Source organism: Paenibacillus sp. BIHB 4019, from assembly GCF_002741035.1.
Classification (GTDB): domain Bacteria; phylum Bacillota; class Bacilli; order Paenibacillales; family Paenibacillaceae; genus Pristimantibacillus.
Map to the genome: position 1 here is coordinate 1,290,602 of NZ_CP016808.1, position 25,149 is coordinate 1,315,750.

A 25,149-nucleotide genomic window follows, 5' to 3' on the forward strand; every position below is an offset into this window, starting at 1 on the left:
TACACAAATAGAGCGCGGTTTACTGGGAAGCTTAAATTTCACCCCATTAAAAACGCGAGCCAAATGAACAGCAGCCTAGCCCAAGCATCGGTATGCTTGGGCTAGGCTGTGTGCAAAGTGAGCGTTATGCTTTATTTTCCAGACTGCTGCCTGTCGTAATGGCTGCTTCCTTAAAATTTTCCACCGAAGCGGTCTTCTCATAAAAACGGGGCGTATTCGCCATTAAGCCTTCACGCGTATAGAAGGGATCGTTCTCTGCAAGCGGGAGCACGACCTTTTCTCCTGTGCTTGCCGACTTGTAAACAGCCGTAATAAACTCAAGCGTGCTGCGGCCGCTGATACCGTCAATCAGAACGGGCGCGCCTGTCTCAATCGCGGTCAGCACATTATCAATCTGTCCGAGATGGCCTATATACTCCACCTCCGGAAGGCCTTCATACAGCTTCTGAAGCTGCTGCTCCAGCTCTTCATTAGCTATCGGGAAGCCATTCTGCCGCGAGATCGAAGCCTTCATTTTCCATGGAACGGACACGCGGGCCTGCTTGCCTTGGAATATCAGCTGCTGCTCCTCGCCATGGTGCACAACGGAGCTGGTCACAATGCCGAGCGCCCCTTGCGGGAAGCGCAGCATTGCCATCGACAGGTCCTCGACCTCTGCATTATCATGCGATGTATTCGTCATAAATGCTTGCACCTCGCTAGGCTGGCCCATCATCCACAGCAGCGCATCAATATGGTGCACCGCATGGTTCAGCGTACAGCCGCCGCCTTCCTTCTCCCATGTGCCTCGCCACCACAAATCGTAATAGCTATGCCCTCGCCACCAGAAGGAATCAACCTGAGCATGGACGATAGGTCCCATCAGACCGCTATCTACTACCGATTTCAGCTTCATCATCGGCGTTTTAAAGCGATTTTGCGCCACAATCGACAGGATTTTCCCGCTGCGGCGGGCCGCTTCGTTCATTTGGTCGCATTCCTGCAAGGAAGAGGCCATCGGCTTCTCCACGAGTACATGCTTGCCATCGTTCAGAAGATCAACCGCAATAGGCGCATGGGTATACGGCGGCGTACATACCGATACCAGATCGATATCCTCCCCTAGCAGTTCCTTATAATCAGCTACAATTTTAACGCCTTCCAATTGAAACTGCTCCAGTCTCGCTCGCGCCTTATCCGTGTAAGAATCGCAAATCGCTACAACCTTGCAGCGCTCGCCAAACGTTCTATACGCTTCCAAATGAGCGGAGCTAATGGCTCCCGCTCCAATAACCGCTATTTTTAGCATAAAACGAACTCCCCCGTTCGCAAATGAGTTACTATTTCCCTCTTTATTTTAAAGGAAAATCCACCTCATTTATGATTGGGAATTGTGATAAAATACAACTATATTGCGGTTTTTAAAGCGTTTGCAGCTATAGGCAATATAAGGAGGCTCGGCAACCGTGCACAAAATGGAAGAACAGTTTTCATTCAACTATCGCATCTCATCTGACAGCAGCTTCTGGGAAGTTTTTCACGCCCATTCCCAAATGGAATTTTCCTATGTCCATGCCGGACATGGGGATCTCATTGTAGAAGGCAAGCGCTACCGGATTGAGCCAAATACTTTAATGGTTTTCCATCCCTTTCAGCTTCATCGGGTGCAGATGGATGTTTCGGCGGAGCAGCCATTCGTTCGTACCGTGCTCATGTTCGAGCCGTCGCCGCTCAAAAAATACTGGAGCTCCTTCCCATTGCTGAAAGCTTTTTTTGAGGAATTGCTGCTTCGGCCCGGCGGCGAGCCCTGGTACGGCATTTCCGAGTCATCGCCGCTTGCGCTGCTTTTGAAGCAATTTAAGGAAACGCGCGAGCAGCTTGCAGCTGATGAACCCGCGGAAGAGGAGGACAATCATTTTCTGCTGCTGGAGCTGCTGCGGCAATTAAAAGCCATTCGCCAAAAGCCCGGCACCCAAGCTGCCTTGCGAATAAGACGGCAGAGCCACAGGGCAGAGGAAATGATGGAGTGGATCGAGCAGCACTATCAGGAGCCGTTCCGGCTGGAGCAAATGGCCGAAGCGCTTCATCTGTCCCGCTATCATGTCGTGCATTTGTTCAAGCAGGCTACGGGCTCAACCATTATGGACTATACCAAAGCGACGCGCGTCCGCCATGCCTGCCTCTATTTAATCGAAACGACGCTGACCGTACCTGAAATCGCCACCCGTGTCGGCATGGGCAACCCCTCTTATTTCTGCAAGGTGTTTCGTCAGCAGATGGGACATACGCCGCATCAATATCGACTGCATATCCAGCGAAGAAAATAAGGCCGCTCTATTTGCATAGAAGGCAGCCTTACTCTATCCATGCTAAGTTTTTTTGCATTTCCATTTCCCGTTTCGGACGGGGGTCACTTTAACCCCAATTTCCACAGCGGTTATGGAAAGGATTTTAATATAAGTAACCACACCCTTTACATTAAGAATGGCACAACCATTGGCCACTCCCATGAACACGCCTACATGGGAGGTGCTATCAAAATGAATGCGAATATTCGGAGTACCTACGCCAATACCCTTAAGAATATTCCGAATGCAGCTGTTGCTGCCTCCGCTTTTGTTGCTGCAGCTTCGATCGCCTTTGCTTTTATTCCCATAGCTTTTATTTCCGTTGCTTTTGTGACTATAATTTTTGCTGCTATAGCTGCGACTGGCTCCTTTTCTTGGCAATAATACCACCTCCTTATTGATAGAGTTGATATTATTGTATGGAAGTTGCTAGATTATGGTGTGTGCCTTTTATGCTATTAAATTTCATCTTCCCGCAATATAGCGAAAATTCCCACTCATTCGCGCTACCAAGCACTTTATAGTAAAATGGGAGAATGCTCTAAGATAAGATGAAGAGGTGCCTGAATGTCCATTAGCTTCACTAACTCGATTATAAGCCGGCTCAAAAGGGAAATTGCTGATTTAGAAGCCAAAAACGCATTGGAGAAAAATAAATCCGCTAAAGCGCAAGCGAAGCTGAAGCAACTGCAAAAGGACAGCAAAAAAAGCAGCATGCCCAGCGATTTAAGCAACAAACTGACCCGCATAAATAAATTAAATGAAGAAATCGCCGATAGCGCGAAAAAACAAGCCGAGTTCTCCCGGCAGTTGGTTTACAAAAAGTCTGAGTTAAAAAAACACTCCTCCTAGATTTTCACACCCTACAATCGGCTCACGAATGCATGTATGCCGCAATTGGAAAAAGGTTGGATTCCCCTTTAACTGAGGAAATCCAACCCTTTTTATTTTCTCACTGGAGCGCTAAAATTTCTATAATCTGCTTCCCGCTTCCTAAATCAGGCAACCATTATTCCTTGCCATGCATCCCGTACAGTCGGCGGTAAGCAGTCGGCGTCATGCCTTCATGCTGCATAAAACGCTTATTGAAATAGCTGACGCTCGGATAGCCAGCTTCCTCGGCAATTTGCCCAATGTTGTCATCCTTCCGCTCCAACAGCCATTGCTTGGCCGCTTGCAGGCGACAGCGCGTAATAAAATCCATTGGCGTCATCCTCGTCGCCGCTCGAAACAGCTTACAGAAATAATAAGGCGTCACTCCGAGCCTATCCGCCCATTCATCCAAAATAAACGGCTTCACCGCCTCCTGCTGCATAAGCGGAAGCAGCTCCATAATTCGGTCAGCGGACGTTTCCGCCTTGCCCTGATTCAGCGCCACTGCCTGCTCGACGAATATTGTAAGCAACGCATAAGTAAGCATAGAGAGATGCGCCGGATGCAGCATGCGGTACGTCTCTGCCTCGCTCAGCAGCTCCTCATGAGCCCTCTCCCAAACCGCAGGCTGGCGAAGCCTCCATAAAGGGCTTTTATGCAAGCCCTGCTCAATCAAATAATCGCGGAGCCCGCTGCCGCCATAAAAGTGAAGCCAGCGTATATCCCACGGCTCATCCTTGCTGCTGTAATACCGCTGCTTTTGCAGTGGAAAATACAGCACCGCCTCCCCCGCGCGCAGCTCATGAACGACACCTTCCAATTCGACAAATCCTTTGCCCGATGCGACATAATGGATATTAAAATTATTCAGGGCGCCCGCTTCCCGATGTACGCTATGCTCGGGCTGTTCACTGTAATTTCCAACCGATTCCGGAAAACAAAAGTAAGGCATATTCGGAAGTGTAAGCAAATGGCTCTGACGATGCAAATTCAACACCTCAATGACAATATTGTTTTAATAGGGTGCAAAATATTATCATTTTAATTTTAATTCACATCCTCTATAATCGCAATATCATCATAAACTAACATACAAAGCGAGGTTGAACCATGAGCAAAAAGTTAAAATGGGGCATTCTGGGCTGTGCTAATATTGCGAAACGCGCGGTCATTCCAGGATTGCATTTATCTGAATTAAATGAAGTAGCTGCCATCGCCAGCCGCGACGGAGACAAGGCCAAGCAAACCGCCGAACAACTCCAAATTCCGACTGCATACGACAGCTACGAAGCCCTTTTGGCGGACAGCTCCATCGACGTCCTTTATATACCGCTCCCTAACCACCTGCATAAGGAATGGGCGATCAAGGCTGCTGCGGCCGGCAAACATATTTTATGCGAAAAACCGCTTGCCCTTACGGCTCGCGAAGCGGCAGAAATGGCTGAAGCCGCTGATCAAGCTGGCGTTCTGCTTTCCGAGGCTTTTATGTATCGCTACCACCCCCGTTATGAAACGATTAAAGACTTGATTGCAAACGGTGCCATCGGTGAAGTACGCGGCATTCGCAGTGCTTTTACGTTTAACAATGCTGGCGATAAAGCGAACGTCCGCTATCGCAAGGCTTGGGGCGGCGGCTCCCTCTACGATGTAGGCTGCTATCCGATTAATGCAGCGCGCCTATTGCTGGGCAAGGAGCCCGAAGCGGTAACGGTAAACGCCCAATTTTCACCCGAGCATGATGATGTGGATATGATGGCGTCCGGGCTCATCGAATTCGAGGGCAATGTATCGCTCACCTTCGATTGCGGCATGTGGTCCGCCTTCCGCAATCCGCTTGAAGTATTAGGCAGCGATGGAATCATTGAGGTTCCTTCCGCTTTTATTACCCCTACCCCGGAAAGCGGCACGATTTTCGTCACATCTGGCGGCGAGCGCAAGGAAGTTGAAGTCCCATATGTAAATGCCTATACCGAGCAAGCCGACCATATGGCACGTGCCATTACGGAAGGTAAAGCTCTAGCCTTCGGTGCCGCGGATGCCATCCGCAATATGAAAGTAATTGATGCCTGCCTGCAGTCTGCACGCGAGCGCCAAAGAGTTATTTTGTAAGCTTAAACGCTTCAAGCACATTAGCCTATTGAGGAGGCCACGACAAAAATGGAATATTTAAAGGTGCAAGGCTTGGACAAACCGGTATCCCGGCTAATGAAAGGCTCGGATTATTTTTATCATGACCGCTATGATAAAGCTGCGGCAAACTTGGATGCGTTTTTCGCCATCGGCGGCAATTCCATTGATTCGGCCCATATTTACTGCGGCGGCCAAAGCGAGGAAGTTATCGGCCGTTATTTGAAAGAGAAAGGCAATCGGGAGCAGTGGGTCATTTTGACTAAAGGCGCACACCATGACCAAAATGGCCCTCGTGTAAGCAGTGAAGCGATTCGCAGCGATTTGAACACCAGCCTTGAGCGGCTGCAATCAGGCTACATTGATATGTATGCGCTGCACCGCGATGATCCAGCTGTTCCCGCTGGCGAGGTCATTGAAATTTTGAACGAGCATGTCGCTTCAGGCGCCGTTCGGACGATTGGCGTGTCCAACTGGACATGGCAGCGTATTAAGGAAGCCAATGATTATGCGGCAGCCAAAGGTTTGGTTGGCTTTTCCTTCAATAGCCCTAACTTCAGCCTGGCAAAAGCAAACGAACCGTTCTGGGCAGGCTGCGTTTCCGCTGATGAGGAGACATCCGCGTGGCATGAAGCAACGCAAATGCCGTTATTTTCATGGTCGTCCCAAGCCAGAGGCTTCTTCACGGAACGCTTTACACCTGAGGATCGCTCGAATGCCGATCTGGTTCGCGTCTTCTATAGCGACGGCAACTGGGAGCGGCTGGAGCGTGCCAAGCAGCTTGCTGCTCGCAAAGGGGTTACTGCCATTCAAATCGCACTCGCTTACGTGCTGAACCAGCCGTTCCCTACCTGCGCTTTAATAGGCGCACAATCGCTGGAAGAGCTGAAATCCTGCGATGAGGGCTCGCTCGTTACATTGACAGCGGAAGAGCGGAATTGGCTGGATCTGACCTCGGAAAATCAAGGCTAGGTAACCGCAGCATACGATTGTTGCTGAGTTCATGCAGTGTGGGAGCCTCATTCCTTTTTTGGCGGACTGAGGTTCCGCTATTCTGGCTTTAGATCCGATTTTAGGCGATATGCGGACAGGAAATCCGTTATTGCCCTCTTCCTCCCGTCGAAATGGCGTAGGACAGCGCGTTAACGGCTCCTGAGTCCGCAGCCTGTGCCATAACCCGAGATTCGGTTAAAATAGCTGCTGCTGTGTCCACCAAATCTGTCTTTGTACAGGGAAAACTCCTGAAACGACTCGTATGAAGCTGCCTTACGGTACTTCATCTATTAGATCGAGATATCGAGATCCCAAATATACTTGAGCCGCCAACCTTTTGGCGGTTTTTTGGCATGCTTTTTTAACAAAAAATAATATGGACAGCGCTGTTATAAAGCAAAGGAAATCGACAGCTATTTGTCGAATAATGTCTGTTATATTATCTACTACTATTTTCAGATAACTGTGGGATTGGGGGAGCATTAGCAGCAAATTGTATGAAAGAATGGGATTCTTAGACATCGAGAAATAAAATTAGGCCGTACATCGCTGTAAACCATTTAATTAAGAGCACCTACATCTGAGGGAGTGATCCATATTTTACGCTCGGTTAAACATCTCAAGAAGGCTTTTATGATTTTATTAAGCTTAACAGTCGTTCTTTCTAGCAGTTTTTCTATGAATCGATTCATAGACGTGGCTGCTGCTGCCATCACACCCACAACTGTCACGTTTACCACGAATGAAGCAACGGCGTGGAACGACGGTATTGCCGAAGACGGCGAGGGTGGATCTGCCAATATCGCAGGTATTAATATGCAGTTTTACAATATCAGCGATACGAGCGGCACAATTATTCCAGAAAAGCTGATACATGGTGATACTGAGCAAAATGACTCTTTCTATGCTTTGACTAGTTATGCTTCTAATATAGCTAGCGGTTGGAAAGGCATGGGGATACAATCTTCTGACGGAGCCGAGTTTCGGTTGAAGGAATTTTTTTACTCTAATTGGGGCGGATCTGCTTCTATTACTGTAGTAGGCTATCGTAATGGAACGGAAGTGGGAAATACTTCATTTATTACAGATGAATTAGTGAATTATTACGATTCGAAAACAGTGATATTAGGATCAGCTTTTTACAATGTTGATAAGGTGCTTCTCTATTCAACAGGCCCAACCTGGCATGGTATTAATAATATTCAAATCAATGAACCAATCATCACTAATGCGGCTGCGCCAACGATTGGCACTCAGCCGACTGATAAGACCGTGAACGTGGGCGGCAGTGCAAGCCTGAGTGTCGCGGCTAACGGCAGCGCGACGCTTAGCTACCAATGGTACAGTAATTCGACGAACAGCAACGTTGGCGGGACGCTTATTGGCGGTGCGACTAGCGCTTCTTATTCAGCACCAACTTCTAGTGCAGGCACGACTTACTATTATGTTGTCGTAACGAATACAGACAGCAGCGCATCAGGCAATCAGACTGCTACGGCTACCAGCAATGCAGCTAAGGTTACCGTGAACGCTCTTACTCATGCTGTAACTCCAACTATTGGCACTCAGCCGACTGATAAGACCGTGAACGTGGGCGGCAGTGCAAGCCTGAGTGTCGCGGCTAGCGGCAGCGCGACGCTTAGCTACCAATGGTACAGTAATTCGACGAACAGCAACGTTGGCGGGACGCTTATTGGCGGTGCGACTAGCGCTTCTTATTCAGCACCAACTTCTAGTGCAGGCACGACTTACTATTATGTTGTCGTAACTAATACAGACAGCAGCGCATCAGGCAATCAGACTGCTACGGCTACCAGCAATGCAGCTAAGGTTACCGTGAACGCTCTTACTCATGCTGTAACTCCAACTATTGGCACTCAGCCGACTGATAAGACCGTGAACGTGGGCGGCAGTGCAAGCCTGAGTGTCGCGGCTAGCGGCAGCGCGACGCTTAGCTACCAATGGTACAGTAATTCGACGAACAGCAACGTTGGCGGGACACTTATCGGCGGTGCGACTAGCGCTTCGTATTCAGCTCCAACTTCTAGTGCAGGTACGACTTACTACTACGTTGTCGTGACCAATACGGACAGCAGTGCTACAGGGAACCAGACTGCTACGACTACTAGTAATGCAGCTAAGGTTACCGTGAATGCTCTTACTCATGCTGCAACTCCAACTATTGGCACTCAGCCGACTGATAAGACCGTGAACGTGGGCGGCAGTGCAAGCCTGAGTGTCGCGGCTAGCGGCAGCGCGACGCTTAGCTACCAATGGTACAGTAATTCGACGAACAGCAACGTTGGCGGGACACTTATCGGCGGGGCGACTAGCGCTTCGTATTCAGCTCCAACTTCTAGTGCAGGTACGACTTACTACTACGTTGTCGTGACCAATACGGACAGCAGTGCAACAGGAAACCAGACTGCTGCGGTTACCAGTAATGTTGCAATCGTAACCGTGAATGCGTTAACCAACGCTTCCACTCCTACTATCAATACAGAACCAACGGATAAAAACGTAAACGTAGGCGGCAGCGCAAACCTGAGCGTGGCAGCTAGCAGCGATGCAACACTGAGCTATCAGTGGTATAGCAATTCAACTAACAGCAACGTGGGCGGGACGCCTATCGGCGGTGCAACCAGCGCTTCTTACTCAGCGCCAACTTCCAGCGCAGGTACGACTTACTACTATGTTGTCATCACAAACACAGACAGCAGCGCGACGGGTAACCCAATCGCTACGGCTACCAGTAATGTTTCTACCGTAACTGTGAATGCATTAACCAACGCTTCCACTCCTACTATCGATACTGAGCCAACGGATAAGACTGTGAACGTGGGCGACAGCGCGAACCTGAGCATCGCGGCTAGCGGCAGCGCGACGCTTAGCTATCAGTGGTATAGCAATTCAACTAACGGCAACGTGGGCGGGACGCCTATCGGCGGTGCAACTAGCGCTTCTTACTCAGCGCCAACTTCCAGCGCGGGCACGATTTACTACTACGTTGTCGTGACCAATACGGACAGCAGTGCTACAGGGAACCAAACCGCTACGGCTACCAGTAATGTTGCAACCGTAACCGTGAATGCGTTAACCAACGCTCCCGCTCCTACTATCGATACTGAGCCAACGGATAAAACTGTGAACGTGGGCGACAGTGCGAACCTGAGCATCGCGGCTAGTGGCGATGCAACACTGAGCTATCAGTGGTACAGCAATTCAACCAACAGCACGGTTGGCGGTACGCCTATCGGCGGTGCGACTAGCGCTTCTTACTCAGCACCAACTTCCAGCGCGGGCACGACTTACTACTACGTTGTCGTGACCAATACAGACAGCAGTGCTACAGGGAACCAGACTGCTACGGCTACTAGCAATGTAGCAACCGTAACCGTGAATGCATTAACCAACGCATCCACTCCTACTATCGATACTGAGCCAACGGATAAAACTGTGAACGTAGGCGACAGTGCGAACCTGAGCATCGCGGCTAGTGGCGATGCAACACTGAGCTATCAGTGGTACAGCAATTCAACCAACAGCACGGTTGGCGGTACGCCTATCGGCGGTGCGACTAGCACTTCTTACTCAGCACCAACTTCCAGCGCGGGCACGACTTACTACTACGTTGTCGTGACCAATACAGACAGCAGTGCTACAGGGAACCAGACTGCTACGGCTACTAGCAATGTAGCAACCGTAACCGTGAATGCATTAACCAACGCATCCACTCCTACTATCGATACTGAGCCAACGGATAAAACTGTGAACGTAGGCGACAGTGCGAACCTGAGCATCGCGGCTAGTGGCGATGCAATACTGAGCTATCAGTGGTATAGCAATTCAACCAACAGCAACGTGGGCGGTACGCCTATCGGCGGTGCGACTAGCGCTTCTTATTCAGCACCAACTTCCAGCGCAGGTTCGACTTACTACTACGTTGTCATCACAAACACAGACAGCAGCGCGACGGGCAATCAGGCCGCTACAGTTACAAGCAATGCAGCTGGCGTAACGGTTAATGCACTAATCGCACCTGATCAACCGCAAAATCTTGTTGTCCTAGGCGGCGATCAACAAGTCACCTTGAATTGGAGCCCTTCAGCAGGTGCGAGCTATTACGATATTTTTATAGCAAATGCTTCCGGGCAGTACAGCAATACCCCTATCGCAACAGTGACAGGCACTAGCACAATTGTGCAAAATCTAAGCAACGGCACAGCTTATTACTTTGTTGTAAAAGCAGGCGGTACAGGCGGCTTGAGCCTTCCTTCCAATGAAGCAAGCACGACTCCAGCTACCGTTGCCACAGCTCCAACGAACGTCACCGCAGCAGCAGGGAATGGGCAGGCAACTGTTTCCTTCACCGCCCCAGCAGACAACGGCGGGAGCTTAATAACAGCGTATCAAATAACCGTTTCCCCAGGAAACGCAACGGTTACTGGAACAGCCAGCCCTATCACCATTACGGGCTTAACAAATGGTACGAGCTATACTTTTACCGTCAAGGCGCTTAACGCTGCTGGCGAAAGCACAGCTTCTACTGTCTCTAATGCGGTCACGCCATTTACTTCAACTAGCAATAGTGGCAGCGGTGGATCTTCAACTGCTGTACAGCCAACAGATTCGACAACTACCCGTAACGGTGTTGAAGTATGGATCAATGGAAAGGTTGAAAATATCGGCACTTCCATCACTAGCATCATCAACAACCGTTCTACCACGACCATTATAGTTGATCAAAAAAGTCTGGAGCAAAAACTTGCTGAGGAAGGCAAGTTTGCTGTCGTCACGATTCCGGTAAGCAGCCAATCTGATGTCATTATCGGTGAAATTAATGGCCAGATGCTTAAAACGATGGAAGATTATCAAGCGACTCTTGAAATCAGAACAGATCGTGCATCCTACAAAATTCCCGTTTTGCAAATCAACAGCAGCTTTGTTTCTGCCCAGCTAGGCAATGCCCTATCTTTGCAGGACATTAAAATTCAAATTACAATATCCACGCCAACAGCTGATATGAAAAATGTAGTAAACAATGCTGTGGCTAAAGAAGGACTCACGCTCGCCGCTCCTGCCATTGAGTTTACTGTCAAAGGCATCTACGGCAATAAAGCCTTTGAGCTTACCAAATTCAATACTTATGTACAGCGCTCAATCGCTATACCGAGCGGCATTGACCCGAACAAAATTACAACGGGAGTTGTCGTTGAGCCGGATGGAACGGTGCGCCATGTGCCGACAAAGGTCGTCCAAGAGAATGGAACCTATTTTGCACAAGTAAATAGCCTAACCAACAGTACGTATGCGATTGTTTGGTATCCTTTTGAGTTTAGCGATGTCACGCAGCATTGGGCGAAAAAGGCAGTCAACGATATGGGCTCGCGAATGATTATTGAAGGAAATGAAAATGGCCTCTTTAATCCCAATCGCGACATTACTCGCGCAGAGTTTGCGGCCGTAATCGTCCGTGGACTAGGCTTGCGGCTTGAAAACGGTACAGCTTCATTTTCAGATGTATCCGCTTCGGATTGGTACAGCTCCGCCATTCATACCGCTTATGCCTATCATTTAATCGATGGATTTGAAGATGGCACGTTCCGTCCGAACGATAAAATAACACGGGAACAAGCGATGGTCATTATCGCCAAAGCCATGACGCTGACGAATTTGAAAGCCCAGCTTGCGAATGAGGCGGCAGCACAAACTCTTCTTCCTTATAAAGATGCAGCGAATGCTGCTGAATGGGCGAAAAATGGCATAGCCGACAGCGTGCTAGCAGGCATCGTAACTGGAAGAACCAGCACCGAGCTGGCTCCTAAAGCTTTTATTACCAGAGCTGAGGTCGCCGCCATTATGCAAAGACTGCTGCAAAAATCGAATCTGATTCAATAATTAAAATTAGACTGACAAAGGGCTGCCATCCAAGTCATCCACGATGACTTAAGGGCAGCCCTTTTCTATTTTGCGGCACCGCTGGTTGTTGATCCTAAGAGCTGTCCATTATAATTGAATGTATAAGCATTAAGCAGCTCGGCATTTATTGAGAAAGCAGGTTTCAGAGGATGAACGTACATGATCATATCGTGATATGGAATTATACCTATTGCAAACTGCTGGATGTTCGCCGCATTGTTGTGAAAGCGGGAGAAGCCACTCGCCCCTATAAAGCGCCTGCCAGCCTGTTTATTATGTGTATTCGTGGAAGCGCACAGGTACAAGTCAACGGGGAATTGCATCATTTAAACCGTTTTAAGATTTTGCATATCGGTAAAGGAGCAGCCATTGATTTTCAGGCTAGTGAGGACGGCCTTGAATATTATAGTGTTTTTTATAAAGCGACGATTCCGCAGCCTGCGCCGCAGCCCATTATTCAGCTTGCTGAACGGCTGCGCCCTTTTCACACGCTATATGAATTTGCGCCTGCCCATCCTGTCGTTTTATACCGCTGCTTGACCGACATGTACAAGGAATGGAACAAGGCGGAGGCACTTGGACAGCTGCATGCCAAAAACCTGCTTTTCCAGTTCGTCCACGAACTTTTAAATCAATTGAAAGTACAGGGCACTTATTCAGAAAAGCGCGATTTAGCCGCGCAAATCATTGCTATTATTCAGAAGCAATATGCCGAGCCCATCACCCTTGAGTCTTTATCCGAAAGCCTGAATTACAGCGTCCCTCATTTATCCTCCTATTTTAAAAGCCGGACGGGTGTTAGCCCCATTGATTATTTGATCAAAGTCCGCATTGACAGGGCTGCTGCTCTGCTGCTTGAAACCGATGCCACGTTAAGCGAAATAGCGGCTGGCGTCGGCTATCGCGACCCCTATTATTTAGGCAGGCTGTTTAAAAAATATAAAGGCGTCTCTCCCTCCCTATTCAGAGCGGAGCATTCTGCAAATAAACGGGTAGAAGATTGTCCTTCTACAATCATGAGATCCTCCATTGCCCCTCCAAAAACGCTCCGCTATACTAATGTAGCTGATAACGATTATCAACGGAGCAAAGAGGGAGAGTCTATTATGTTTAGAGAATTAAAGCCGTCCATGGCGGCGGTATTACTACTCAGCTTTATGCTGCTTCTCAACGCTTGCGGAACACAAGCGTCTAGCAATAATGCTGCTGCTGGAGCAGCAAGCTCTACAGAACCGAGCAGTACGCCTCAAGCAACGGCTAGCCCCGTGCCTGAGCAAGAAGGAACCAAAATCGTATCGACCATTATGGGCGATGTTGAAGTTCCGCTGCATCCGAAACGCGTAGTGGCTGGAGAATATTTAGGAAGCCTGCTGGCACTCGGTGTGATTCCGGTTGGTACCTCCTCTCACCATCTTTCAAATCCTTATTTAAGCGATGCTTTAAAGGAGGTAGAGGATTTGGGAGACGGTAACGGCAGTCTAGAGAAAATTCTTTCGATAGAGCCAGATCTGATCATTATGGATGACATGTATACTGAAATGAATGATCAGCTAAGCAAAATCGCACCCACTGTTATTATCCCTTATGCTTCGCTTAAATCGGTACATGAGGAAGTTTCCTATTTTGGCGAGCTGCTGGGCAAGGAGCAGGAAGCAACCGCATGGCTTGCCGACTATGATAGCCGTATCGCAACAGCGAAACAAAAAGTGCTTGAGGTCATTCCGGCAGAAAGCACGTTCTCCGTCTTGGAATGGATCGGGAAAGACGTTTCGGCGGTCGGCGCCAACTATGGCAAAGGCGGACAGCCCATTTACAATGTATTTAGCTTTAAGCCTCCTGCTGAAGTAGCTGCTGAGATAGGCGATCCAGGCTGGGCAACCCTATCTAATGAGGTATTGCCTAAATATGCCGGGGATTATATCGTGCTCACGACCGACAGGCAGTCCATCGACGATCTCAAAGCAGACCCGATCTGGAGATCTCTTGACGCCGTCAAAAATAACCGGGTATTTATTTGGAGCAAAGAGCGTTCCTGGTACTGGGACCCGATTGCTATCCTGACCCAAACGGAAGAGCTTGCTGATTGGCTTGTAAGTACGAAATCATAATTTAATGGCGTTTAGAAAATAGGTAATGGGGTGAAATATTTGCTCCATAAAAAAAACACAGCAACGGCGCGAAATGTGCCTTGCTGTGTTTTTTTATTTTATGTGACAAGCTCCGAATGAACCATGGTAGAGCTACCGGGCTCCCAGTACCAATTGCCATCAGTTGCTTTACTTACATCCTGCAACTCATAGCGCCGAGTAAATTCTTTCGTCGTCCCTTCACTATTTTTCACCGTAGAAACATAATATACTTTTGCTTTATTCGGCTCATATGAAACTATCGTGGCTTGCTCCACACTGAACTATTATTGAAGCTTAATTTGCGTTAACTCACTGTAATTCAGATCATCCATCCAACCTTTCTTATAGTTCTCGCCAAAAATAAAGTACGGACTATGCCCGACTCCCCATAACGTCCCATCTTGTTTTAAAAATAGGGTTTTGCTAGTATCCGCGAATACGTCTCTTACCGGAGACAAATCCGTAATTTTCGTTGGTTTCTCCACCGCCTCGCCAATCGAGAGCATACCAAGCTCTCCGGCGATATTTTCTCCCCAACCATATAAAGCTCCCTTATCATCAATTGCAAAAAAATGATATTTTCCAGCTACAGTTTTCACGATACGGCTTAAACCTTCAATCTGCTTTGGTGACTTGGCAAAATAATAGCTGCTTCCAAAAATACTTTCTCGCAGCTCATCCCACCCCCACACCGTGCCATCTTTCTTAATAGCGAGTACGGCTGTATTGTTCATTTCAATGCTGGTAATATCGGAAAGCTCTTTAATATGAATAAGCTCGGAGCTGTCAGGATTCGTCTTCCACACCGTACCATCATTTTTCAATACAGCTGTAAAGGTAAATCCGATTTTAACCTCTTTCACATTGCTCCACGGCAACTTAACAGGGCTTGGGTGGATAATCTTATTGATATCGTATTCCTCTCCCAATTTCCCATTGAAGTTTGACCCCCAAGCATATACTTCTCCTAAATCATTTATTGCCATGACAGCCGAATTATGATTTTCTATAGCTGATATTTTCTCTAGCCCCTCCACTTGCTGGGGAATGCGGGTCACCTCATATTTTTTCAAGCCATTGCCCCAACCGCCTGCATTATTAAATCCCCACACCCAGACTGTTCCGTCATTTTTCAAAGCAATACCAAGGTCGCCATCCAGCTTGACCTGTTTAATATTTTCTAATATTTTCATAGGTTTCTCATAATATTCCCCCCATGTCCATAACTGCCCGCCTGCTGTTACAAGCGCAATTTCTCCATATATACTTGCCGTTTTAATTGAATCGGTTATGAAGGGCTCTGTATTGGACCAAATCCCCAGCTTTTTCGTGTGCGCTTCCTCTTGGAGAGGTAGAAGCTGTGCTTTCAGGTAGGGATCTTCATTAACTAAAGAGCTTTTAGCGTACCCTCGGCTCACCAGCTCTTGGTTAACAATCGTCCCATCGTCCTTATATACCAAAGCCCACAGATTCTTATTACTATCCCGCCCACTTCGAAAATCTACCTTAACCTTTGTACCGATTGGCAGCATAGCCTTTAAATATTCCGTTGCCTCCATACTATTTCGAATGGGAGAAAGCCCCGAAAGCCGGACTTGTTCGGTGACCAACTCCTGCTCCGTATTTATATATTTTAATGCCACATACAGGCCATCAAAAACCTCAACAATCTCAGCATCTATCTTTGGAGCGGATTGTATTTGCAGCGTAAGATTCGTTTTATCCCACATCAGCTTGGCTCCAAAAGCCTCCGCCGCAATCCGTACAGGAAACATCGCTGATCCGTCTACCCATTCCCCTGGCAGCGTAAGCGATACAGGATCCTCGTTAATAAAGGCCTGTTGTTCCCCCATCTGGTATGACAATATTTGATCAGCTTTGGAAGCGATAAATATTTTATAACCGTTGTACCAAACAAGCTCCGCCCCGAGCGCTTCAAAGATCATTTCCGCTGGTACCATTACACTTCCTTTTTGCAGAGCAGGAGCAGTTTCAGAGATAAGAGGAACTCCATCAAGCAATATCTTTATTTCTCGTGTATCTTTTGCACCGTAAGCTGCTGGAGCCAGCAAGCCTAAGCATAAAAATCCTATTACCAATACGACTATCTTCTTCATATACTTCTCTCATCCCCTATTATCCGCTTCATATAATATTGTGATTATCGGCATAATGTAACAGCTGATATAGATACAGCTTATAAAAAAAACAGCCTTCGGCAGAATGCCGAGGCTGTTTTGCATTTGAGATAAAATCTATCAACGATTTTCCTAAAGCAAGGTGCTTATTTCTGCAGCTGGGCTACCTTCTCAATCATCTCATCAACCGCTTGCTCCGCCAAATAAGGGCCGAAGTTCCATTTATCGCGGGTTACGTTGATAATCCGATTATTTTTGATCGCAGGGATGGATTGGTATAGCGGCTCCTGGAACAGCTTATTCATGCCGACCAGTTCCTCGTCGGTCATTTGCGTGAAGAAATAGTCGGCTGGGCGATCCGCTAGCGATTCCATGGAAAGTGCGGCTCCGCCATCCGAATATTGCTTGAACTGCTCCGGCATTTGGTAGCCGAAATCCTCATAAATTAATTTGCCAAGCGTACCGCCTTCGCCTCCAAGAAATAGCTCTCCTTGGTAAAGAATAAAGGTGATAGCCGTTTCGCCTGGCGTCACTTTTACTTCAAGCTGATCGCGGACGCTTTGCAGCTTCGCTTCAAATTTCGTAATCCACGCTTCCGCCTCTTGCTTGCGGTTCATAATATCGCCCATGTCCCGCAGCGTATTGATGATATCTGGATCGCCGCCCCATGAGACAGCTACCGTTGGCGCGATCTTTTCAAACTGGGTGTACGCAGCTGCGTCATGGTATTCCGGCAAAATAATCAAATCCGGCTCGAGCGCAGAAACGGCCTCGACATTGCCAAGCCCTTCACCAATGCTAGCAACGCCTGCCAGCTCTTCTGGATAATGATCAAGCACCGCCTGATCAACCCCAACCGGTTGTATGCCAAGCGGCAGCAAATAACCGCCATAAGTGATAACAACCACTTTGCTAGGGCTCGATGGAATTTCCACCTCACGTCCAAGTGCATCCTTATACATTCTTGTCGTTGCTGCTGGTGATTCCGCTGCTGTATCAGCCGTAGCAGTTGCAGCTGGCTGAGCATTGCTTCCTTGTGCGCTCTGCTGCGGCTCTGCAGCTGTACCGCCACATGCAGCGAGCAGCAGCGACAAGCTAAATAATAATGTTACGGCAAAAGATGGCTTAAAACCTAACCTCATTTCATTCACTCTCCAAGCGCTATATTGATAATCATTCTCGCTGTTACCAATATAGCTTTGTCCAGCTTGAGGGGCAATGTGCGATTCGGGCATCATTTTTGGACGAATTGAACCTATTGAGCCCAAATTAAGCTTTTTAAACTGTGTAGGAGTTACACCTGTCAGCTTCTTAAACAGGCGGCTGAAATAATAAATATCGGTATAGCCCACCTTTTCAACAAGGCTGCGAATCGGCGTATCCGTCTCCGTGAGCAGATATTTGGCTCGATTGATCCGAGTTTGCATCAAATATTCCATAGGGCTGCAGCCGAATTTGCGCTTAAACACCCTTGCTAGATAATGCGTGCTGTAATGGAACTTCCCAGCCATCGTTTCCATCGTTACCGTTTTATGAAAATACTCGTGAATGTACTCAGCGATTTGCTCTGGTAAATCTGGTACTGCTGCTTCAGCTTTCACCATTTGCAGTTGGCGAAACTGTTCCACCACGAATTGGTAGAATACTCCCGTTACCTGCAGCCGATCCAGCTCCTCGCTGCTTGCCCAAAGCTGAGACATCTGCTCCAGCAACGACAGCAGCGACATAGCATGCATCACCTCAAAGGCATAGCGCCTCCCGAACACATCCTGCTGCTCTAGATCACCATGCCTTACTTGATTGCCTATCATGGCCAGCGGTTTATACAAAATTAAATAATAGTCAAACGGCTCATCCCCACACCATATGCTCAGGTTGGCGCCTTTTCCACTATGCAGCAAATAGCCATTATCGCAAGGAGCTTCTAGCTCCTCCATTACCAGCCTCGCATTGCCTTGATTGGCATATACAAAAGCGTTTGCAGGAAGCCGATAGGCTAACCGCGTCTCTCCCGGCTTCAACGTAAGATGGCGAATATCCAGCACTTGAACAGGCCTTTGGTTCCATAATTGGATAATCTCCTGCCATTCCATAAAAACACCTCGAAACGAAAATAAATGCTGAAACTGCATCCTTTATTATAAAGGATAACATCCAAGCAGCAAGTACGTCAGCCCTATTGCTTTTCTTTTTGCCGATTGGGTTTTCAATAACTTAAATATGGTTTCAATGCTCCATTTTCATTAAGGATTTAGCAAGCCGATCCATTGTGAAATCCTCGATTTGTAAAGAAATTATAAATATAAAACGGATACATTTTTTAGGCAGGCGAAAAGCAAATAATTATCTGTTTCATGTACATTATTTAGTTAATTATCCCGATAAATATACTACATACATAAAAACTTGGGATAGAGACAAGCGTAAACGGCTAAAGCTGCCCTCTGGCAGCAAGGCTACTGTTTCGCGCTGAAATATAAGAATGAATAAGTATGAAGCTTATACATTCTTATATTTAAAAAAACCAAAGGAGACCATACGTATGTTTAAGCGAGTGGAGAATGAACTGGAGCTAGCGATGTTTAATGGTGTTTGGACAACTGTCTGGAGGGAAAAAGGATTTGATCTTGAGTTTTCCGCTCAAGCACTTGAGCGACTTATGATTGTCACGATGGAGGGACATTATGTAGGCACGGCTGAGATTAAGCCGTATAGTGCTGCAAGCACGATTAACGAAGCCGGAATCTTTCAGGAGCACCCGGAGCTGATATGCGCACAGGGAAAAATCGCGGAAATTGACAAAATAGCCTTATTAAAACCGTATCGTGGGCAACAATACATATCTGAGCTGCTCTCCTCCCTTGTCTATACGGCGGAGGAACGGCAGATCAAATATTATGTTTCGTTGCTGGAGCCTGTATTTTTAAGAGCATTGCGGGTTACTTTCAAGGTGCCGCTAGAGAGGCTTGGAGAGAAGGTGTTTTATAAAGGAGATTATGTGGTTCCAATGGTATTAAATGTGGAGCAGATTTATTCGAATAAACAAAAATATGCTTGGCTTTCCTATTCGCAGCAGGCCGCTTTCTCTGCACATGCTAGCAACGCAAGCGTCTAGAACTGAATCGGCTTAGCTGTACAACTTATAAAAAGGTGGATTTACGTATGAAGAGAGTACTAACGGAGCTTGATAAGCGGAACCGATTGTTAATCAAAATTCTTTGGGGCGTGCTCGTGCTGGGAGTGGCCACAGATATTGTCATCGGTCTGGATAAAAATATGATTTTTTTTCTTGCCTCCGTTGGAGGTGTAACGAGTGCTATCGTCACTTTTATGACTTATAGAGGCATCCTTACAGACTATATTAAGTATATGGTTCCGTGCATTTTAACGCTAGTTGTCTCCTTTCTTATCATTTCCGATCCGAATCCAGTCGTAAGCACTTATCTTATTGTTTATGTTAATCTCGCAATCATTACCTTGTACGCCGATTATCGGCCTATTGTTTTCACAGGCATACTGGGAGCAGCGCTGAGCACCTATTTATTTATGAATCCTGTGCTTCAGCCTAAGCTATTCCCCGGAGAATCACTCGCCTATTTGTATTTGTATTTAATGTTTGCAACAGGGGCTCTGGCATTCTCGGCCAGCTTCACCCAGCGGCTGCAGAAGCAGGTCACAGACAAGCAGCGCGAGGCAGTAGCCTCCAAGGATATGGCGGAGGCGCTGCTTACCAAGCTGGAATCCTCGATTCTAGTGCTTACCGAATTCAGCAGCAGCCAGCAAGCGACGGTTCGTTCAACCGGAGAAATCTCCAAGGAGGTGACGATGACCTTCTCGGCCATGTCGGCTGCCATTGAGACCCAGACGGGAACCATTATGAATATTAGCGATACGACGCAGATCATAGACACAGCCGTCAAGCGCTTGCTTGATGGAACGGAAATGCTGCGACAATATTCAGCGGACAATGCTGCGTTGACCGTGGAAAATCGGGATCAAATGGCTGCATTATCAGAGGAGATTGAGCGTGTTAGAGCGATCATCCTGCATACAGTCGACATGATGAACCAGCTTAATGAGCAAAATGATCGGGTAAGCTCGATTGTCGGAACGATCGGCGATATTGCAGAGCAAACGAATCTGCTGGCGCTTAATGCCGCCATTGAAGCAGCACGGGCAGGCGAGCATGGCAAAGGCTTTGCAGTCGTATCCGACGAGGTACGAAAGCTTGCTGATAATTCAAGAGCTGCGACACAAGAAATTACGACGATTTTATCCGGCATTCGTTCGCAAATCAGCGCCGTTCACCTGCAGGTAACAAGCGGACAAGCAGCAGCGACAACCAGCAGGGATGTTTCACGCCAGGTACAGCAGCTTATTGATCGCATCAGCGAAAATATGGAGCTCGTGAGGCAGCACTCTGATACAGTAGGCAGTTCTGCGGGTGATCTGCATGAGCGTTATGCAAGCATGGCCGATGAGATGGTCAATATTGCGGCTACGACTGAACAGAACATGGCTTCCGTTGAAGAGGTACATGCTAGCATGGAGACGCAGGATGTGAAGATCCATGCGATGGTGCAGGAGTACGGCCAGCTAGATCAGTTGTTGTCAGAGCTTAAGGCGATGGTAGCAAAGCAGTAGGCTGATATGAGAAGTAACCGTAATAGTGTAGGCAAAGCCGATGATTCGGCTTCTGCCCACTTTACCCAACGGAGCACTCTCCCTTCTTACGCGTCTTCTTCCCGAACACCAAGCGCCAGATTTTTTTCTCTGAACTTGCTATTATGCGAGGATACATAAGCAACCTCGTCGGCTTTTGGCTCCATATACAGCTTGGCGCTGTTCACGGCAAAGGCCGCATCGGTAAACGCTCCGGCAATTAAATAAAGCTTTGATTCGTAATCTACAAAATCTCCGGCAGCAAAAACACCCGGTATATTCGTAGCCAGCTTGCTGCTTACCTTTACTCTACGAACGCCAATATCCAATCCCCATTCACGAATAGCTCCACAATCACTCTTCAAGCCATGATTTACAATTACGGCATCTACGTCCAACGTTTCTGTCTCTCCGCTTTCCACCTGACTGATAGTCACCTGATGGATTGCTTTACCATCCTTGCTATGCAGCTGAGTAACCGCATATGGCGTTTTAACATTAACCATGGACTGTCTCATCCGCACAACATTTTTCTCATGTCCGCCAAATTGCTCGCGGCGGTGTATAATCGTAACGCTGGCCGCCAACTGCTCCAGCTCATTTGCCCAGTCTACCGCCGAATCCCCGCCGCCGGATATCAGAACATGCTTGCCACGAAATGGTTCAAGCTCCTGCACCGTGTAATGGAGATTGCTCACCTCATAACGATCTGCTCCTTCAATATCGAGCTTCGACATTTTCAGAATGCCGTAGCCGATCGTGAGAATGACCGTTTTCGTCCAATGCGTCTCTCCCGATTCCGCTGTAAGGAGAAAGGTTCCGTCCTCCAATCGATCCAGACCGACAATCTGCTGTCCAAATACAAGGGTCGGATCGAAAGTTCGCGCTTGCTGTGCCAGCTGCGCAATCAATTGCCTGCATAGGATCGGCGTCACTCCGCCAACATCCCAAATCATTTTTTCCGGATAAATCAGCATCGTTCCACCAAGCTCTTCCTTGGCTTCAATCAGCTTTGTCTTCATATCGCGCATACCGCTATAGAAGGCCGCGTACATGCCAGCCGGGCCCCCGCCGATTATCGTTACATCGTATAACTCTGTGGATTGTGTCACTCTGCTTCCTCCAATCTATGACTTCGATTTCTCGATCAGCCAATTTGCCAGCTCTTCAACCTGAGACAGCATTGCGATCGGATCTTGGAACCATGATTGATCCTCTGTCCACAGAAATACACGATCATTTTTTATTGCATCCAATTGGCTCCATAACGGATTAGACTTATATTCATCCATTGCTTTCGGACTGGTCAGGACAACATAATCACCAGCGAAATCGCCCAGCTTTTCCAGCGAAATTGGGTAATATTTCTCCTTCATAATTTCTTTAGTTAGTCCTACTGGCGGATTGAGCCCCAATGCCTCATAGATTGCACGTCCGCCGCGGCCAGAAATAATACCGAAGACGTAAATCGATTTATCCTGGTCTTCAAGCACGCTCACCGTCGCATCCTCAGGAAGCGCCTGTTTCACCTTTGCTTTTGCGGCAGCTATACGAGTATCGTAATCGTCCAGCCAAGCGGTTGCTTTTTCCTGAACGCCCAGCAGCTCGCCGAAATAGTTTATTTCCTCATGAACATTTTTGAATTTATTATAGGGAACGCTCACTGTCGGTGCTATTTTACTGAACAATTCATATTTCTCTTGATCACTTGTCAATGTGATAATCAGATCGGGCTCCATTTCCATGACCTTTTCAATGGAATCCCCCACATTTTCAACGCCATCGATCTTATCCTTTAAATACGGGTTTTGCATAAGCCACTCGGATGAACCGATCGGATTCGCACCTAAAGCGACGAGAGATCCCAGATAGTCTATTGCTACGATTCGCTTAGGATTTACTGGTATCGTAACATCCCCAAACACGGTGGATACCGTTTTAGTTGTTTCGGTTGGTGCTGAGCTCGCTTGATTTGTGCTGCCTTGCTGGCCATCAGCGGCTCCTCCTTGAGCAGCATCTGCTGGCTGTACGTTCGCCGGTTGGCTTCCCCCGTTTGCTGTCGCCGTCGTCGTATTCGTGCCTCCTGTGCCGCAAGCGCTTAGCAGCAGCATGAGACAAAGCAATAAAGTTGCTGTCATAGATGTTTTCGTACCTCTGTACAACGTAAAATCCCCCTCTAGTTTATATTGATAATGATTTTCATACTCATCACCAATATATCGTTGAGCGACACGTTTCACAATGGAGGATGTTAACGATTTTTTTGCAGAATATTGTATCTTGCCGCCGGCAAGCTTGCGTTTTTTGTACTGGCCGGGAGCTACGCCCACATGCTTTTTAAACATCCGATTGAAATAAAACATATCGGGATAGCCCACAGAAGCGGCAACCTCCTGCAAGGTAGCATCCGACGTCAACAGCAGTTCCTGCGCTTTGTCCATTCTTAGCATGATGAGAAAGTTGATTGGACTGTTTCCCGTCTGCTCCTTAAACTTTCTGGATATATATTGCGGACTATAATTTAGCAGCTGCGCCAGCGATTCAATCGTAATATTGTGCTGATAATTGTCCGTCATATAACGAATGGCTTGCGCCGATAAATCTGGACTGTCCGTCTCCAAGCCCTGCCGTTGTATTTGCCACAGCAATTCATACACAAATTGATAGAACAGCGATTTGGCATGCAGCCTTTCCAGCGTATTCGGCCTACTCCATTCACGATGCATCCGCTTTACCTTGTCCAGCAATTCAACCGGATATTGCGGTGTAAAATCATATTGCTGTTGAAACGGATTTTCCCGTTCCATAAGAAGCTGCAGCTCGCGCCGGAAAGGTGGCACTAATGACGCTTTATACAAAATTAAATAATATTCAAATACATCCTCTGCTTCGATCTCCAGCCGGGCTCCTTTGCCGCCATGAAGCACATGAAACCGCCGGACCATGCTAAAATGGCCATCCAATGAAACCTTTGCACTGCCTCGCGCCGTCAACAAGAACGCACTCGCGGGCAAGTCATAAGCCGGCAGCTTCTCATTAAATTCCATCCTGATATGACGAACATCCATCATTCGAACTAACGCGTGGTTCCATAACAAGATATGATCTTCTATACTCATCGTACCGTTTCAATTCCTCTCCTCAGTTTCCCGTATGCTGAATCGCTCTATGAGATAACTGTCGCAACAACTCCCTCTATTATAAATGATAATGATTCTCTCTCATAGATTATAAGTTTTCAACCACTACGGTGCTGCCAAAATCTTCACTAAACAACAGCTCGATTAATTTTGCCGCCGTGTATTCAGGTGTTTGCAGCTTGCCCTCTTCCGCGATTTGAATGAATTGATCAACATAGGGAAAGTCCGCTTTGGATACCGAACGCATCTCCGCTTGCATTTGGGTATCGATCATCCCCGGATAGACGGACACGACCTTGGCTGGATATGGCTGAACCGTCTGCTCCAAGCTCACACTTTTTGAAAAAGAGTCCAGACCCGCTTTCGAAGTGCTGTAACAGCTTTGCGAAGGCAGCAAATAGCGGGCAGATCCGGAGGAAATATTCATAATCCGCTTCTCTACTTGATAGTCCCTTGCACGCTTGAGGAAATTCGCAGTCATAATCATTGGTGCCAGCAAATTGATATTTGCATTTTCAATGATGCTTTGAGCTGAATTTTGTTCGATGGGTGCCACCGGAGCCAGCATGCCCGCATTATTAATTAAATAGAGGCCTGTAATCTCTCTATCCTGCGGAATCATGCTGAATAGCTCCGTAAACATATGCTCAATATGCAGCAAATGATTCAAATCGAAAGGATAATAGGTCATACTCGTCTTTTTCTGAATCGACCGCTCTATTAGCTGTTCATTTTCCGCCCGCGATAGGCAAAATAAATGATGCCCCTCTGCCAACAGCTGATTCGCAAGTTCCTCGCCAATGCCTCTAGATGTGCCCGTAATGAAAAAAACTTTCATTCG

The 25,149-nt window shown here is 47.5% G+C and carries 16 protein-coding genes and 1 pseudogene; 9 read left to right on the top strand and 8 right to left on the bottom strand.

Going from position 1 to position 25,149, the window contains the following annotated elements:
* Positions 1-124 precede the first annotated feature (124 nt).
* Positions 125-1,288 carry a Gfo/Idh/MocA family protein gene (locus BBD42_RS05445; protein ID WP_099517334.1) on the bottom strand — a complete coding sequence of 388 codons (1,164 nt, stop codon included), beginning with the start codon at positions 1,286-1,288 and terminating at the stop codon, positions 125-127.
* Between the two features lie 166 nt (positions 1,289-1,454).
* Between BBD42_RS05445 and BBD42_RS05450 the strand changes: the two genes are divergently transcribed.
* The 3 genes from BBD42_RS05450 to BBD42_RS05460 all read left to right on the top strand — a co-directional run bounded on the left by BBD42_RS05450 (position 1,455) and on the right by BBD42_RS05460 (position 3,179).
* A complete protein-coding gene (locus BBD42_RS05450; protein WP_099521476.1) occupies positions 1,455-2,306 on the top strand; it encodes an AraC family transcriptional regulator in 852 nt (283 codons plus the stop codon).
* Positions 2,307-2,519: 213 nt separating this feature from the next.
* Positions 2,520-2,711, top strand: coding sequence for a hypothetical protein (locus tag BBD42_RS31510; RefSeq protein ID WP_150131513.1), 192 nt, complete (start codon positions 2,520-2,522; stop codon positions 2,709-2,711).
* A gap of 258 nt (positions 2,712-2,969) precedes the next feature.
* Positions 2,970-3,179 carry a hypothetical protein gene (locus tag BBD42_RS05460; RefSeq protein WP_150131514.1) on the top strand — a complete coding sequence of 70 codons (210 nt, stop codon included), beginning with the start codon at positions 2,970-2,972 and terminating at the stop codon, positions 3,177-3,179.
* A 157-nt stretch (positions 3,180-3,336) separates the two neighbouring features.
* On the opposite strand, the gene BBD42_RS05465 is transcribed toward BBD42_RS05460, so the two are convergent.
* Positions 3,337-4,188: an AraC family transcriptional regulator gene (locus BBD42_RS05465; protein ID WP_099517337.1), complete on the bottom strand. Its 852-nt coding sequence runs from the start codon at positions 4,186-4,188 to the stop codon at positions 3,337-3,339.
* A gap of 122 nt (positions 4,189-4,310) precedes the next feature.
* Between BBD42_RS05465 and BBD42_RS05470 the strand changes: the two genes are divergently transcribed.
* The 4 genes from BBD42_RS05470 to BBD42_RS05485 all read left to right on the top strand — a co-directional run bounded on the left by BBD42_RS05470 (position 4,311) and on the right by BBD42_RS05485 (position 14,347).
* On the top strand, positions 4,311-5,309 hold the full coding sequence (locus tag BBD42_RS05470) for a Gfo/Idh/MocA family protein (RefSeq protein ID WP_099517338.1): 999 nt from the start codon (positions 4,311-4,313) through the stop codon (positions 5,307-5,309).
* Positions 5,310-5,357: 48 nt separating this feature from the next.
* Positions 5,358-6,299, top strand: a complete 942-nt coding sequence (locus BBD42_RS05475; protein ID WP_099517339.1) for an aldo/keto reductase — start codon at positions 5,358-5,360, stop codon at positions 6,297-6,299.
* A 699-nt stretch (positions 6,300-6,998) separates the two neighbouring features.
* Positions 6,999-12,218, top strand: coding sequence for an S-layer homology domain-containing protein (locus tag BBD42_RS32155; RefSeq protein ID WP_237163380.1), 5,220 nt, complete (start codon positions 6,999-7,001; stop codon positions 12,216-12,218).
* Between the two features lie 170 nt (positions 12,219-12,388).
* Entirely contained in the window at positions 12,389-14,347 is a 1,959-nt protein-coding gene (locus BBD42_RS05485) for an AraC family transcriptional regulator (protein WP_099517340.1), read from the top strand.
* A 305-nt stretch (positions 14,348-14,652) separates the two neighbouring features.
* Here BBD42_RS05485 and BBD42_RS05490 read toward each other — a convergent pair whose 3' ends face one another.
* From BBD42_RS05490 to BBD42_RS05495, 3 genes and pseudogenes are all read right to left on the bottom strand, one after another.
* Positions 14,653-16,098 carry a thermonuclease family protein gene (locus BBD42_RS05490; RefSeq protein WP_237163381.1) on the bottom strand — a complete coding sequence of 482 codons (1,446 nt, stop codon included), beginning with the start codon at positions 16,096-16,098 and terminating at the stop codon, positions 14,653-14,655.
* Positions 16,099-16,125: 27 nt separating this feature from the next.
* Positions 16,126-16,485 (bottom strand): annotated as a pseudogene (locus tag BBD42_RS32800) (stalk domain-containing protein); the annotation flags it as partial.
* A 167-nt stretch (positions 16,486-16,652) separates the two neighbouring features.
* On the bottom strand, positions 16,653-18,599 hold the full coding sequence (locus BBD42_RS05495) for an ABC transporter substrate-binding protein (protein WP_099517342.1): 1,947 nt from the start codon (positions 18,597-18,599) through the stop codon (positions 16,653-16,655).
* A 449-nt stretch (positions 18,600-19,048) separates the two neighbouring features.
* Here BBD42_RS05495 and BBD42_RS05500 point away from each other — a divergent pair, with 449 nt between their 5' ends.
* Together BBD42_RS05500 and BBD42_RS05505 are read left to right on the top strand one after the other, a co-directional pair.
* Positions 19,049-19,621, top strand: coding sequence for a GNAT family N-acetyltransferase (locus BBD42_RS05500; protein WP_099517343.1), 573 nt, complete (start codon positions 19,049-19,051; stop codon positions 19,619-19,621).
* A gap of 47 nt (positions 19,622-19,668) precedes the next feature.
* Positions 19,669-21,150: a methyl-accepting chemotaxis protein gene (locus BBD42_RS05505; protein ID WP_099517344.1), complete on the top strand. Its 1,482-nt coding sequence runs from the start codon at positions 19,669-19,671 to the stop codon at positions 21,148-21,150.
* An 86-nt stretch (positions 21,151-21,236) separates the two neighbouring features.
* Here the strand turns inward: BBD42_RS05505 and BBD42_RS05510 are convergent, their stop codons facing one another.
* The 3 genes from BBD42_RS05510 to BBD42_RS05520 form a co-directional block, all read right to left on the bottom strand.
* Positions 21,237-22,280, bottom strand: coding sequence for an NAD(P)/FAD-dependent oxidoreductase (locus BBD42_RS05510; RefSeq protein ID WP_099517345.1), 1,044 nt, complete (start codon positions 22,278-22,280; stop codon positions 21,237-21,239).
* Positions 22,281-22,295: 15 nt separating this feature from the next.
* Positions 22,296-24,266, bottom strand: a complete 1,971-nt coding sequence (locus tag BBD42_RS05515; protein ID WP_237163383.1) for an AraC family transcriptional regulator — start codon at positions 24,264-24,266, stop codon at positions 22,296-22,298.
* 130 nt (positions 24,267-24,396) lie between these two features.
* Positions 24,397-25,146: a (S)-benzoin forming benzil reductase gene (locus BBD42_RS05520; protein ID WP_099517347.1), complete on the bottom strand. Its 750-nt coding sequence runs from the start codon at positions 25,144-25,146 to the stop codon at positions 24,397-24,399.
* Positions 25,147-25,149: the final 3 nt, after the last annotated feature.